This window comes from Anaerococcus sp. Marseille-Q7828, assembly GCF_949769285.1.
Taxonomy (GTDB): Bacteria; Bacillota; Clostridia; order Tissierellales; family Peptoniphilaceae; genus Anaerococcus.
In genome coordinates, this window is sequence record NZ_OX458331.1 from 806,593 (window position 1) to 821,111 (window position 14,519).

At 36.5% G+C, this 14,519-nt stretch carries 15 protein-coding genes and 1 riboswitch; of the genes, 12 read left to right on the forward strand and 3 right to left on the reverse strand.

Going from position 1 to position 14,519, the window contains the following annotated elements:
• Window positions 1-5: 5 nt before the first annotated feature.
• Window positions 6-1,457, forward strand: coding sequence for an alpha-amylase (locus tag QNH69_RS03935; RefSeq protein WP_282929295.1), 1,452 nt, complete (start codon window positions 6-8; stop codon window positions 1,455-1,457).
• Window positions 1,454-2,038 (forward strand): ribonuclease H family protein, encoded by a 585-nt coding sequence (locus tag QNH69_RS03940; protein ID WP_282929296.1) that lies wholly within the window; start codon window positions 1,454-1,456, stop codon window positions 2,036-2,038. Before QNH69_RS03935 ends, QNH69_RS03940 begins: the two co-directional genes overlap by 4 nt.
• A 776-nt stretch (window positions 2,039-2,814) precedes the next feature.
• On the opposite strand, the gene QNH69_RS03945 is transcribed toward QNH69_RS03940, so the two are convergent.
• The gene (locus QNH69_RS03945; protein ID WP_282929297.1) at window positions 2,815-3,960 is read right to left on the reverse strand and encodes a hypothetical protein; all 1,146 of its coding nucleotides are present in this window, start codon (window positions 3,958-3,960) and stop codon (window positions 2,815-2,817) included.
• A gap of 82 nt (window positions 3,961-4,042) precedes the next feature.
• Window positions 4,043-4,114: riboswitch (Fluoride riboswitch) on the forward strand.
• A gap of 34 nt (window positions 4,115-4,148) precedes the next feature.
• On the opposite strand from QNH69_RS03945, the gene QNH69_RS03950 reads away from it, so the two are divergent.
• Window positions 4,149-5,327, forward strand: coding sequence for a cation:proton antiporter (locus tag QNH69_RS03950; RefSeq protein WP_282929298.1), 1,179 nt, complete (start codon window positions 4,149-4,151; stop codon window positions 5,325-5,327).
• A 56-nt stretch (window positions 5,328-5,383) separates the two neighbouring features.
• Here the strand turns inward: QNH69_RS03950 and QNH69_RS03955 are convergent, their stop codons facing one another.
• Window positions 5,384-5,950: a DUF3783 domain-containing protein gene (locus QNH69_RS03955; RefSeq protein WP_282929299.1), complete on the reverse strand. Its 567-nt coding sequence runs from the start codon at window positions 5,948-5,950 to the stop codon at window positions 5,384-5,386.
• Between the two features lie 102 nt (window positions 5,951-6,052).
• On the opposite strand from QNH69_RS03955, the gene QNH69_RS03960 reads away from it, so the two are divergent.
• Window positions 6,053-6,574 (forward strand): hypothetical protein, encoded by a 522-nt coding sequence (locus tag QNH69_RS03960; protein ID WP_282929300.1) that lies wholly within the window; start codon window positions 6,053-6,055, stop codon window positions 6,572-6,574.
• 27 nt (window positions 6,575-6,601) lie between these two features.
• Here QNH69_RS03960 and QNH69_RS03965 read toward each other — a convergent pair whose 3' ends face one another.
• Complete coding sequence (locus tag QNH69_RS03965; protein ID WP_282929301.1) at window positions 6,602-7,429, reverse strand: Cof-type HAD-IIB family hydrolase; 828 nt, start codon at window positions 7,427-7,429, stop codon at window positions 6,602-6,604.
• A gap of 96 nt (window positions 7,430-7,525) precedes the next feature.
• On the opposite strand from QNH69_RS03965, the gene ald reads away from it, so the two are divergent.
• The 8 genes from ald (at window position 7,526) to QNH69_RS04005 (ending at window position 14,517) form a co-directional block, all read left to right on the forward strand.
• Entirely contained in the window at window positions 7,526-8,641 is a 1,116-nt protein-coding gene (gene ald, locus QNH69_RS03970; protein ID WP_282929302.1) for an alanine dehydrogenase, read from the forward strand.
• A gap of 143 nt (window positions 8,642-8,784) precedes the next feature.
• Window positions 8,785-9,840, forward strand: a complete 1,056-nt coding sequence (locus tag QNH69_RS03975) for a zinc ABC transporter substrate-binding protein (RefSeq protein ID WP_282929303.1) — start codon at window positions 8,785-8,787, stop codon at window positions 9,838-9,840.
• A gap of 7 nt (window positions 9,841-9,847) precedes the next feature.
• Window positions 9,848-10,555, forward strand: coding sequence for an ABC transporter ATP-binding protein (locus tag QNH69_RS03980; RefSeq protein ID WP_262121574.1), 708 nt, complete (start codon window positions 9,848-9,850; stop codon window positions 10,553-10,555).
• A gap of 2 nt (window positions 10,556-10,557) precedes the next feature.
• Entirely contained in the window at window positions 10,558-11,415 is an 858-nt protein-coding gene (locus QNH69_RS03985) for a metal ABC transporter permease (RefSeq protein WP_262121576.1), read from the forward strand.
• On the forward strand, window positions 11,412-12,329 hold the full coding sequence (locus QNH69_RS03990) for a metal ABC transporter permease (RefSeq protein ID WP_262121579.1): 918 nt from the start codon (window positions 11,412-11,414) through the stop codon (window positions 12,327-12,329). The genes QNH69_RS03985 and QNH69_RS03990 overlap by 4 nt, the downstream gene beginning before the upstream one ends.
• Window positions 12,280-12,930, forward strand: a complete 651-nt coding sequence (locus QNH69_RS03995; protein WP_282929304.1) for a metal-dependent transcriptional regulator — start codon at window positions 12,280-12,282, stop codon at window positions 12,928-12,930. The genes QNH69_RS03990 and QNH69_RS03995 overlap by 50 nt, the downstream gene beginning before the upstream one ends.
• Before the next feature lie 64 nt (window positions 12,931-12,994).
• Window positions 12,995-13,924, forward strand: coding sequence for a TIGR01212 family radical SAM protein (locus tag QNH69_RS04000; RefSeq protein ID WP_282929305.1), 930 nt, complete (start codon window positions 12,995-12,997; stop codon window positions 13,922-13,924).
• Complete coding sequence (locus QNH69_RS04005; RefSeq protein ID WP_282929306.1) at window positions 13,909-14,517, forward strand: isochorismatase family protein; 609 nt, start codon at window positions 13,909-13,911, stop codon at window positions 14,515-14,517. The genes QNH69_RS04000 and QNH69_RS04005 overlap by 16 nt, the downstream gene beginning before the upstream one ends.
• Window positions 14,518-14,519 lie beyond the last annotated feature (2 nt).

Here is a 14,519-nt window from a genome sequence, read left to right on the forward strand (position 1 = left end):
AATTCATGGCAAATGAAGTAATGATGCAGTCTTTCGAGTGGGACACTTGGGCTGACGGCAGTTTTTATAAAAATCTAACAAAGAATGCAAAAAAATTAAAGGAAAATGGAATCGACGCCCTATGGCTTCCACCTATGACCAAGGGTGGGTCAGACATGGACGTGGGCTATGGAGCCTATGACCTATGGGACTTGGGAGAATTTGACCAAAAAGGAACTGTTAGGACCAAATATGGTACCAAAGAAGAACTCCACCAAGCTATAGACGCTCTCCATGATGCAGGCATCAAATGTTATGCAGACGTAGTATTAAACCACAAGGGCAACGGTGATGAAAAGGAAAAATTCCAAGCCATAATGGTAGACCAAAACAACAGGACCTTGGATGTTGCCGATGCGACTGACATAGAAGCTTGGACTCATTTCACCTTCCCTGGAAGAAATGGCAAATACTCTGACATGCAGTGGCACCGGTACCACTTCACAGGAGTTGACTACGACGACTTGTCCGGCACATCTGCAATTTATCGTATAGTTGGCGATGGCAAATATTGGGATACTGATGTTTCCAACGAAAAGGGCAATTTCGACTACCTTATGAATAACGACATTGACCACAATCACCCTGAAGTTCGTGAAGAATTATTTAAGTGGGCAGATTGGTTTATAGAAGAAACAAAAGTAGATGGCTTCAGATACGATGCATTAAAACATATATCAGAAGAATTTATCCACAGCCTATCAAGTCACATCATAGATGAAAAGGGCTTGGACAAGTTCTACTTGTTTGGTGAATTCTGGCAATATTCCAAAGAAGCCATAGAACATTATCTAGGTGCAACCAATCATCAAATAGACTTATTTGACGTGCCACTTCACTTCCACATGGAAGAAGCCAGCAAGTCTATGGGCAACTACGATATGAGAAAGATCTTTGACAATACCATTGTGGGAGACTTCCCAGCAGAAGCTGTAACCTTTGTAGATAACCACGACAGTCAGCCAGGCCAAGGCTTGGAATCTTGGATTGAACCATGGTTTAAGGAAATAGCCTATGCTCTTATCTTATTTAGGAAAGATGGATACCCTTGCATATTTGCAGGAGACTACTATGGCCTATGTGGACCAGTAAAAACAGAACCACTAGATCAGATGATCAACAATATGATAAGTGTCAGAAAGAAATATAATTTCGGAGACCAAGACGACTACTTTGACGACCCAGCAGTAATAGGTTGGGTAAGACGTGGCGATAATGACCACAAGCCACTTGCAGTTTTAGTATCTATCAAAGATATGGCAGAAAAACAAATGCACGTGGGAGAAGGTGAAGCAGGAGCGACCTATGTTGATCTATCTGGCAAAAACGAAGATGTTACAATAGATGAAGCTGGCAACGGAGTCTTTACAGTAGGACCAGGCCAAGTGACATACTGGGCAAACAAAGAAAGCTTATGAAATATTACGCAGTAAAAAAAGGCAGAAATCCTGGGATTTATACATCCTGGGATTCTTGTTTAAAGGAAGTAAAAGGATACAGTGGAGCAATCTATAAGTCCTTCAAAACTAAGGAAGAAGCCGAAATCTATATGGCAGGTGAAAAAAAAGAGTTAGAAATAGGAGCGAATTCAGTCATAGCCTATGTAGACGGATCCTACAACCAAAAGCTAAAAGTCTACGGGTCAGGAGTAGTATATATCACAGACGATAAAGAGCTTGAACTAATGAAATCCTACGACGATTCCTACCATATCCATAGAAATGTAGCCGGCGAAGTAAAGGCAAGCGAACTGGCCATAGAAAAAGCCATAGAAGATAAAAAAGAGCAAATTATAATCTACCACGACTACCAAGGCATAGCATCCTGGGCAAATGGAGATTGGAAAACAAACAACGACTTGACCAAAGCATATAAAAGATTTATAGACCAAGCAAAAAAGAAAATAAAAATAGACTTTGTAAAAGTAAAGGGTCATTCCAATGACAAATACAACGACAAAGCAGACCAGCTAGCCAAAGAAGCAGCAGGTATAGGATAAAAGGCAGGAGAAATCCCGCCTTTTAAAATCCTGGTTTTTTGCAAAAAAATTTATCTTTTTAATTATTAGTTTTATACGGTATGTAGAATATTGCATATATTGATTATATGTCTTATAGGTTTTTACTTGTTTAAGGATGTACCGTTGTATTAAGGGGGAAAACCCAGGGGAGTTACTTGTAATATATTTTTAAAAATATGAAAATGCTTTTATTATTTTACTTAATGAGTGTCTTTTATTCTTTTGGTAATTTTAGGCAATACCGCTGCACCTCGGGGGATAGGAATTAGGGGTAGCGGAGACCCCTTTTCCTTTCCCCCGATCCCCCTATACCTTCTACACCCCCTCCGCCACTGCGTGGGGCAATGATTAGTAGAAGTTCTCTTCGAGAATTCTTTTGTTATAATTGTTAATGCACTATAAGCTTGCACCATAAAGTATAAGTGTTTTTAAGCTTAGAGGTGGAAAAAATTGGTGTTTTAAGATCTCATAATTTCGTGTAAAAAATCGCACTGTTTGAGCGTAGCGAGTTTGCGATTTTTAGAAATTTGAGATTGATAAAACCCAAATTTTGGTATTTATACTACAACATCGCCCCACGCGAGTGGCCGTTTCGAGGGGGTAGCAGAAAAGGGGGTTTAAGGGGGAAAACCAGTTGGGGAGAATCGGAACTCCCCTGGGTTTTCCTCCTTAGGACGAAGCTATAACCTGAAATAACGGATTAATCTAAAGACATCAAAATAATATATAACTATCAAATCTTTACCAGTATTTTTCTAAAAAATACCAAACAACAAGTGCGCTGAAACCCCTGCAACCAAGCCTCCAATAGTATGTGATAAAATGGCTTTACCAGTAAGCTCTTTTGCTCCTATGGCGTCCATCATTGCTACGTGTGTTGATAGGTAGCCTGAGTAGCACATACATATAGATGTGAATACTGCCAAATCATTTGCTGTGGCTAGGTTATTTGCTACTAGACCCTTTACTACTCCAAGGGCTGCGCCAGCTGATCCTAGGGCTGTTATTGGGACAGCTATTGATTCGCTGAATGTGAAGCCGAATAGTGGGTTTAGGATGAAGGACAATTTGTTGCCTATCCAAGGTAATACTGGGACGCCTTCGTTGATTGCTCCTGTGTAGATGCCATCTGCTGGTGCTGTGTTTGTCAAAAGCATTATCATGGTGCAGATGCTTATTACTCCTGGGATTATTGAAAGACCCATATCTAGGCCTGATTTGCCACCTTCAAGGAGGGCTTGTATAAATCTTAGTCCAACAGATCCGTCTCTAATTATTCTAGAATTATGAGGTATGTCATCAAGGGATTCGACTGTTACCATTTCGCTTGTGCCATAATATTTTTTGCAAAAACTTTGCATTATCCTTACACTTACTATGGATCCTATAAGAGCACCTAGGTTTCCTATCATTGCAGCCTTGCCAGCTCCAGGGATTTTTAGAGATCCTATGCTACCTGTAACGATAAGCCCCATACCAAAGGCTGTACCAAGGTTTGTGAGCGATGGTAGCTGATATTTTTTAAAGAGCATCTTAAAATTATCTTCATCAGCCAAGGTTAAGATTGATGGGTTGTCTGACAGATAGCAATTCAATATACCAAGTGATGCTGCTCCTGGCAGATTGTATATTGGTTTCATTATTTTTGCAAGCATCACATTTATCAATGATATAAAACCAAATTCGGCAAAAAGTGCTGATAAAGCTCCTGTCAGTACGCATATGGCTGTCAGGTAGAAACAAGTATTAATCAACAAGTCAAAGGCTTGGTTCATAATAGTTGACAGCATATTGTATAGGCCCATGGTCTTTGCCAGGGGGATAAAAAATCCAAAAAATAAGATGACAAATATAAAGTTTTCTTTGCTAATATTTTTAGTATATTTTCTTTGATTTTCCATATAATACCTCTTACTAAATTATAATTGATTATAAAATTTATGTCTATTTGCTTGTAATAGATATTCCAATAAGTAAAATAGTATAAGTAATGGAAATGAAGTTCTTCCATAATTTATTTTAAAACCGCTAAAAGCTGATGACTTCTACACTTGTAGGGATTACCAGCTTTTTTTATTTGAGGAGATTTATGTTAGTAGATATAGGAATTATTTTTATTTTAGGAATTGTGTTTGCAAAATTTTCTGAAAAAATAGGCTTGGCACCAATAATAGGCATGCTCATTGCAGGAATTTTGATAAGTCCAAATCAATTGGGCTTAGTTAGCGATAATATTGTGAACTTAAGTAGTGATTTAAGGCAGATAGCCTTGGTGACAATACTAAGCCGTGCAGGACTTTCTCTAAATTTTGACAAGCTTAAAAAAGTAGGCAGACCTGCAATTTTGCTAAGTTTTGTGCCTGCTTCTATAGAGATGCTAGGAATTATTATATTTGGAAAGATGATCTTTAAGATTGACACTATTGATGCAGGCATCCTTGCAGCTGTTCTTGCTGCAGTAAGTCCTGCCATAGTTGTGCCTCGTATGATAAAGCTTATGAACGAGGGCTATGGCAAGGATAAGCATATAGCAGAGATGATTTTGGCTGGAGCAAGTGTTGATGATGTTTTTGTAATAGTATTCTTCTCTTCCTTCCTTGCCTTAAAAACAGGCGGAGAATTATCGGCTATGAATTTCCTAAATATCCCTATTTCCATAATTACTGGCATAATCTTAGGTCTTATTATTGGTAAAATACTAGGAAAAATACTTGTAAGCTTTGACATAGATCCGATTTATAAGGCTATGATTTTTATAAGTCTTGGATTTTTGACCCTAAGATTCCAAGAGATTGTAGCTGATTATATAGCAATATCAGCCTTGATTTCGATCATGACAGCTGGCATGGCTATAAATATGGAAGATGAGAGATTGACAAGTGACCTTTTAGGATCCTTTGGAAGATTGTGGAAGGTTTTTGAAGTGTTTTTATTTGTACTAGTCGGCATATCTGTAGACATGGCCTATGTAAAAGAATCGGGATTTCTAGCAGTTTTACTAATACTAATTGGCCTGATATTTAGGATGATAGGAGTGAATATATCACTTATTGGGACAAATTTAAATAAGGGCGAGAGATTGTTTACATCTTTTGCATATTTGCCAAAGGCAACTGTCCAAGCTGCCATAGGACCTGTGGCTTTATCCATGGGACTTGCTTCAGGCAATCTTATCTTGTCAGTATCTGTAATTGCTATACTTTTTACAGCTCCGTTGGGAGCAATCCTAACTGACAATACTTATGATAAACTACTTAAAAAGACTTAACTAAAAAAAGCTGAACCCTCCATCCCTAATGAGGATTTTGGGGTTCGGGTAAATTTTTATTTGTAAGATTCTTCTACTCTTATGATTTCATCTGCAAGTTTTAGATAGTACTTTTGGGCAACTTCTAGTTCAAATAGGCTAGAATCATCAAAATATGCTTGCATTTCATCTATTAATTCTTTTAATCTAGGGTCCTCACCGTGAGCTTCTTTTAAATCTTTGGCTCTGGCTACTAGGCCATTTATTCTATGGATAAGGCCCATAGTCCTTGCTTCTTTATCATTTTCTGTAAGGAGCTCTCTTAGGGTCCATTTGACATTATTTTCAGTTTCTCCTGCCTTATGTTGGATTGCTAGGTCGTTTTCACGCATCAAATCCAAGAAATCAAACAAATGATCTCTGTCAAAACCAACAAAAAGTATAAAAGGGAAATCAAGACTTGGGTCATCGGGAAGTTTTTCGTCACTTTTTTCAAAGCCATCAAAGCCCAATAAATAACCAATACGTTGGTCTATGCTATCTTTTTCCACTCTAATAATACCGACATTTTGATCATCGGCTAATTTTTCGAATTTTTCTATATCGTAATCTTCTTTGATATTATATAATAAAACTTTTGCCATATTACCTCTCTTTACTAAAATAACTATACTTTATAAGCAAATGATAAACAAATTTTCAAACTGGGTATAAATATGAATAAATACCACACAAACGGAGGGACTATGGCTATTAAGACAAGCGCTGGTTATCAAAGACCAGATTATTTAAGAAAAATAGAAAGTATATTAAGACAAGCAAAAGATGTATTAAGTCAACTTGAAAGATCAGAAAGAAAAATAGAAGGCAAATATGATTTCAATTCACATGGCTTGCTAAGAGGCAACTTTTTTGGCAACTTCCTAAGGGGCAACAAAGTATCTGCTGTAAATAGCAACATCGACCGTTCTCAGCAAGCCCTATTAGACCTTCATGCCAACTTGTTGCTATTTGATGAAGACTTGGCAAAGAAAATTTATTTGCCAAGCAAGATGAGCGAATTCTCATCAGCAAATGGCAAGACAAGTGACATCGCCATCAGAACAAATATGAGACTTAAACAATTTGACATAACAAAGGCAAAAAGATCCTTGCAAACTGTTATAAGAAGACTTGAAAACGAAGAGAAAAAAACTCGCTACGAGATAGCAAAAGAAAAAGAACTAGAAGAATATAAAAAAGATAAATTAAAGGGAAAAATAAATTAGTAAAAGGGACTTGCAATTCTGCAAGTCCTATTTGTATGGCATCAAATCATTGTCAATAAGTTTATTAATAGCATAGCCTACGCCAGATTTTAGATTGGATTTTGTTATGAAATCTGCATGAGCCTTTAATTCTTCGACAGAATTTTCCATGGCTACGGCAAAACCTGCATGCTCTAGCATAGGTATATCATTTCTTTCATTTCCTATACTCATTATCTCATCTTGGCTTATACCAAGTTCTTTTGCCATAACTCCAACAGCATAGCCCTTGTTGGTTTTCTTGTTCATTACTTCTATCAAAAATGGTGCAGTTCTTACTGCGTAATAATTTTCGTGAAGTGCTGTGGGCTTATTATGGTAAAGTTTATCAATAGCAGATTTACTACCCAGAATCAAAATTCTACCCAGTTTTTTATCTATGGGAAAGTCGCTGTAATTGATACGAGTTATGGGTAATTTGGAGATTTTTGCGTCTATCCTTGTGTAAATGCTAGGGTTTTTGTGGCGAGAATAAAATCCCTCATGATCCATAGCAGAAACTTCTACATTAAAATCTTTAACTAAGTCATCTACTATTTTAAAATCAGATGGGCATTGGTAGGTCCCAGAAATTGGCTCTTCTGTAAGATTATCAAATATATAAGATCCGTTTTGGCAAACAGAAAAATGATCTTTCCTATCTAGGCCCAACTTTTTAACTAGGCCCCTCATTCCAGAATAAGGTCTACCAGAAGCTAAGGCTATGTGCACACCCATGTCACGTGCCTTATCTATGGCTATTATATTTTCTTTTGTAAGTCTTTTTAGTGGAGTAACTAGGGTGCCATCCACATCAATTGTTATAAGTTTAATCATATGATTATTATAGCCTTAAAAATTATAATTTAAACAATTAAAGTAAATTGGGTATAAAATAAATATAAGCAAGTTTTAACAATATAAGGAGAAATTATGATAATCGGAATTCCAAAAGAGATAAAAGACCAAGAAAATAGGGTTGCAATAATCCCTGGAGCAGTAACAGAACTTAGCAAGAAAAATGAAGTATTTATAGAAAAAGGAGCTGGCCTTGGATCAGGCATAACAGATGAAGATTACATAGAAGCAGGAGCTAGTATCCTAGATACAGCAAAAGAAGTCTGGGAAAAAGCTGATATGATTTATAAAGTAAAAGAACCTCTAGAAGAAGAATACCAATATTTTAGAGAAGGATTAATCATCTATACCTACCTTCACCTAGCAAGCAACTTAGAACTGGCAAAAAAAATGGTAGATACAGGAGTAATAGGCATAGGTTATGAAACTGTACAATTAGAAGATAGAAGCCTTCCACTACTTCGTCCAATGTCTGAAATAGCAGGACGTATGGCAGTCCAAGAAGGAGCATCATACCTAACCAAACCAAACGGTGGGCGAGGAATACTTCTTCAAGGTGTACCAGGAGTAAGACCAGCTCATGTTGTAATAGTCGGTGCTGGTGTAGTAGGAACAGGAGCAACAAGAATAGCAGTAGGAATGGGAGCAAGGGTAACAGTCCTAGATGTAAACATTAATGCCCTAACAGCAATAACAAATATATTCCCAGATAAAGTTGAGACACTTTACTCAAACCCACTAAACATAGAAGAAAGCTTAAAAACAGCAGACCTTGTTATATCAACAGTACTAATCCCAGGAAGAAAAGCACCACAGCTAATCAAAGAAGACATGGTAAAACAAATGAAAGAAGGATCTGTAATAGTTGATGTGGCAATAGACCAAGGTGGATCAACAGACTTAACCAAAGGCCACCCAACAACACATACAGAACCAACATTTGTAAAATATGATGTAATACACTATGCTGTAGCAAACATCCCAGGAGCAGTAGCGATGACATCTACTTACGCCCTATCAAATGCAACAACAAGATATGCAAAAGCAATAGCAGACATGGGCTTAGAAGCAGCATGTCAAAGATTCCCAGAGCTTGAAAGTGGAATAAATACCTACAAAGGACATGTAACCTACCAACCAGTTGCAGAAGACTTAGAACTTGAATATAAACAATTAGATTTTGCTGAGTAAATAGCAATATATGAACACCTTAGAGGACTAGGGTGTTTTTTATTGGGACTTTTAACTATTATATTAGGCAAACCTAAAAAATACTTTACAAATAATAATAAATGCATTATAATGACCTTAATAAAATTATTAAGGAGAATTATATGATAAATAAAATTATATTATTAATACTAACATTAACGTCACTAACAGCTTGTGGAAATGCTAATCAAGCGGTAAATACTAACGATAAAGAGAATGCTGATGTTAGCCAAAGTGTAGAAAGTGAAAATAAAGAGCATGTAGATAAAGATGATAGTAAAGAAAAATCTGTTGGAGAAAATGATAAAGATACTGATGATAATAAAAAAACTATCACAGTTACAACAACTTTTATAGAAGATATGGTCCATGAGCTAATTGGAAACGATAAAGCAAATATTGAACTAATAATCCCAGCCGGTGAGGACCCACATATTTACGTACCAAAGCCAGAAGATTTCAACAAGATTACAGAAGCAGATCTAGTTTTATACCATGGTATCCACTTTGAAGGAAAGATGGTAGATGCCTTAGAAGGGGTAGGCTATGCTGTAACTGAAACTTTTGACAAAAATGATATAGGTGAAATGGAAGATGCAGAAGATGATTCTAGTATGGTAGAAGACCCTCATTTCTGGTTTGACCTAGACCTTTATGCTGAGGCTTTTAAAAATGCAGCAAACAAACTAAAAGAACTTTATGCTGATGATAGTGAAATGATTGGCCTAATCGATGAAAATCTTGATAAATACCTAAATGAGTTAGAAGATCTGGACGCGTATATAACTGACAGAATAGAAGAAATACCTGCTGGTCAAAGGTATCTAATCACCCCACATGATGCCTTCAACTACTTTGCTAGAAGCTACGATATGGAAGTTTTGGCTCCTCAAGGGGTCAGTACAGATTCAGAAGTAGCCAACAAAGACCTAGAAAGTACAGCAGACTTCATCGCCGATAAGAAAGTCAAAGCTATATTTGCAGAATCAACTACCAATCCTGAAAGAATGGAAAAACTTAAAGATATTGTAAAATCTAAGGGTTTTGAAACCGAAGTAATAAGTGGACATGGCAAAGAACTTTTATCAGATTCCCTAGCAGATCCAGGTGAAGCTGGCGACAATTTTATAGATATGTACAAACACAATGTCGACCTCATTGTAGATAATCTAAAGTAGGTGAGCTATGGAATATGCAATTAAAGTTAAGGACTTAAATGTCTCATACGGGGATAATTTAGTCTTAGAAAAAGTAAATTTACAAATTCCAATTAACACTAGAACAGCCATCATTGGAGCCAACGGGGCAGGCAAATCTACTCTAATCAAGGCGATTTTAAACTTAATCAAAAAAGATAGGGGAGAAGTAAAGATTTTTGGCAAGCCCTTAGAGGAAGTCAAGACCAATATAGCCTATGTACCCCAAAAAGATAGTGTCAATTGGAATTTTCCTACCACAGTTTATGATGTAGTCATGATGGGCCGCTACCCTTATATAAAAAAATTCAGCTCTCCCTCTGATAGAGACAAGGACAAGGTACAGGCCGCCCTTAATGAAATGGGCATCAGAGATTTGTCAGATAGGCAGATCAACAACCTATCTGGCGGGCAAAAGCAGAGGGTCTTTCTGGCCCGTGCCCTTGCCCAAGATGTCGACTTATATATATTAGATGAACCACTAACGGGCGTTGATATAAAAACTGAGGACATCATAGCCGATGAGTTTAAGAGATTGGAGGACTTAGGCAAGACTGTTATAGCTGTCCACCACAATATTTACACCTTGGATAAGTATTTTGATAATGTAGTTGTCCTAAACAAGGATGTCAAATATTCTGGTAGCTTATACAAAGATGATATAGATGTTGAAATTAACAAGGGCTTTAGGGGGTAGGCATGAGAGAATTATTATCGATGTATTCTTTTCAAATAGTCCTTATAGGAACAGTTTTGCTTGCTATAGTAGCTAGCATAATTGGTACTATCAATGTCTATAAAAACCAATCCCTAATAGGAGATGCCCTAGGCCACTCAACTCTACCTGGCATAGTCCTTGCCTTTATGATAACACGCCAAAGAGACCCAGCTATTTTGCTTATAGGAGCTATGGCAACAGCAGCCCTATCGTATTTTTTGATCCACTATTGCACAAAAAACAGCAAGATAGGAGCAGATGCCAATATGGCAATATTCTTATCTGGATTTTTTGGTCTAGGACTAGTCTTAAAGTCCTTTATCCAAGGCAATCCCAGCTATAGTGGCTCAGCTAGAGCAGGACTAGATAACTATATATTTGGCCAAGCAGCTTATCTACTAAGGCGTGACATAGACTTATTACTTATAGCCACAATCATATGTCTAGTAATAGTTGCTATAAACTTTAGAGATATAAAAGCTTATTTATTTGATAATGAGTTTTCCTATATGATAGGAGTTAAACAAAAATTATTAGATTACTTGATATTATTTATGACAATACTTGTGATAGGGGTTGGCATTAAGGCAGTGGGGGTAATCCTCATTAGTTCACTACTTATAATCCCAACTATTACAGCAAGTTATTTAACCAATGAATTTATGGGAGTAATGGCCCTATCAGCTCTTTTATCAACGATTGCTTCCCTTGCAGGTTGTGTAATCTCTACCATCTTTCCTGGATTTTCAACAGGACCTACTATAATCTTGTTTCAGGGAATGATTGCGCTACTTGTTATAGTTATTACAAAAATCACTCAGAAAGGAGCGAGAATATGACAAATTCCCTTATAGTTTTAATATTAACAGCAATTTCTTGCTCTCTGCTGGGTGTTTTTCTAGTCCTTAGAAATTTATCGATGCTAACAGATGCCATCAGCCACACAGTACTTTTGGGCATAGTCTTAGCATTTTTTATAGTACAAGACTTAGATAGTCCAGTTTTAATAGTTGGGGCATCACTGATGGGACTTTTGACAGTGTATTTAATAGAAACAATAGGTAACAAAGGAATTAGTAAATATGACGATGCCATAGGCATGGTATTTCCAGTACTTTTTGCTCTAGCTGTCATACTTATCAGCAAATTTTTTAGAAATGTCCATTTGGACTTAGATGTGGTTTTGATGGGAGAAGTCTTGTTTTCTTCACTTGTTAAAACTACTGTCTTTGGGATTGAAATTTCTAAAGCAGTTTTATACGGGCTTATCCTCTTGGCTTTAATCTTAGTATTTATCATAAGTCAATACAAAAAGCTTAAGATTTCGACCTTCGATAGGGAATTTGCCTATCTAATAGGAATACCTACAACAGCTATTTTCTATCTTTTGATGACTTTGACATCAGTAGCGGCGGTTGTGTCCTTCGATAGTGTAGGTGCTATACTTGTGATTTCATTTTTTATAGCCCCATCTGCCACAGCCCTAGCTTTTGCCAAGAGCCTTAAAACAAGCCTCCTATCGACAGCCCTAATAGCAACTATAAATTCAATAGTCGGTTTTGCCCTAGCCCTTAAGCTAAATGTTTCAATTGCTGGGGCGGTTGCAACTTGTAATATGCTTATTTATCTAGCTATGCTTATCCTAAAGAAGTATACTTCTAATAAAGCAAGCAACAAAGATGATGATAAGGAAAAAGCAAGAGATGACCAATTTGAATCCACAGAAGGAAGACTACTTAATCACCATATTTAAGCTAATGGGTGAGGGAGAGAAGGTTACCAATAAATCAATATCAACCCACCTAAACCTAGCCCCACCTTCTGTTACAGAAATGCTAAAAAAATTGAAAAAAGAAGGCCTGGTAACAGATGATAAAGAAAATCAGCTGACAGAAGAAGGGATAAAAGTAACTAAAAAACTCCTATCCAAGCACAGACTCTGGGAATATTTCCTAGAAAATGAACTGGGATTTTCCTGGAAAGATATCCACCCAATAGCAAGTGACCTTCAATCAGTAACAAACGATGAACTTTTAGAAAAACTCAACGCCTACCTGGGATACCCAGACTACTGCCCTCATGGTTCTATAATATTTATAAATAATGAAGAAACTCCAGATGATTTTATAAAAATGTCAGAAGCTAAAACTGGCAAAGCCTATATCATCAGGAGAATAAGAGATGATCACGATTTGTTAAGTTATTGTGAGAATATGGAAATAGGAATAGGAGATAAAATAAAATTTCTAGCCTATGACAAATTTGACAACACAGCTATAATTATAGAAAATGACAAAGAAAAAAGAATCTCTCCAAAGGCTTGTAAGGATATATACTTAAAAGAAATAGATTAGAAGAACTTAGTTTAACTAGGTTCTTTTTCTATATATTAACGGAAAATAAAGGTACAATTATCCCATGGAACTTAACAGAAAACGCTACAATGATTTAGATACTTATTATAAAATCAAATATGGAATGAAGATTATAAAGTTGCCCCTAGATGGTGGTTTTACTTGCCCCAACCGTGATGGAACTTTATCGTCACGTGGCTGCATATATTGTTCTGATGCTGGAGCTGGAGAGTGGACTTATAGGTCTGTTGGAGATATCAAAGAGCAAATTGCCTATCAGAAGAAAATCTTATCAAAGCCTGGTCGTGCGGAAGGATATATCGCTTATTTTCAAAACTTCACTAACACCTATGGAGAACTAGGAAAAATGCGTCAGATGTTTTATGCTGCCATAGATGAAGATGACATAGTTGGTCTATCTATTGCAACTCGTGCCGATTGCCTGCCATATGAAGTATTAAATTTGCTTGAAGAATTAAATGAAAACACAGATTTAACCATAGAACTTGGCATGCAAAGTGTCAATGATAACACATTGAAATTCATCAATCGTGGATATTCTCATCAAGAATTTGATAATGGCGTTCAAAAACTTGCTTATTTGGGTATAGAAATGGTAGCTCATATTATAGTGGGATTAGTTGGAGAAGATATTGATGACTATCTGAGAGATATATCCTACATAAACTATCGTGGGATAGAAGGAGTAAAAATCCACAATCTTTATATAGAAAATAATACTTATCTAAAATCCTACTATGAAAAAAATAATATAACTTATGATATGACCAAGGATGACTATGCAAATATAGTAGTAACTATGCTCCGTCATCTAAATCCTAAAGTTGTCGTAAATAGGCTTACAGGAGATGGGATTGGTGAAAATATAGCTTATCCAAGATGGTCAAAAAATAAGGGAGCAGTACTATCGACAATCGATAAAATAATGAAAGATGGAGATTTTAGACAGGGGGACCTATGGAAAGAAAATTAGCAAGCAAATATTATATAAATTCACTAGAAGGCGACAAATACTCAAAGAAAGATCAGACCATACTTTTGGTAGTTGACGAGCAACCAAAACTAATGAAAACCATGGAAAATGGCGAGCTTACTGTATTAAACACCTTGGTTTTGATAAAGGCGTTCAAAGAATATCAAATGCCAATTCTTGCAACAGAACAATATCCAAAGGGTCTGGGCAAATCTGACCAAAGATTACTAGAAGAAATTCCAGAAGATAAGATATTTGAAAAGACAATATTTGATGCGGCAACACCAGAAGTTCTAGACTTCATAAAAGAAAATAATATTACAAATGTTGTAGTGGTAGGAGCAGAAGGCCATGTTTGTGTTTACCAAACAGTGAGAACTCTCCTAGATTTGGGGCTAAATGTATTTTTTGTAAAAGATGCTATTAGCTCATATACAGAAGAACTAAAAGAAACTTCTGCCAATCTACTAGGTCAAATGGGAGCAGCAGTAGTAAATACAGAAATGCTATTATTTGACATAGCCTACGATTCCAAAGACAGCCACTTCAAAGTCATATCAAATCTTGTCAAAGAAATGAGAGCAAGAGACTAATA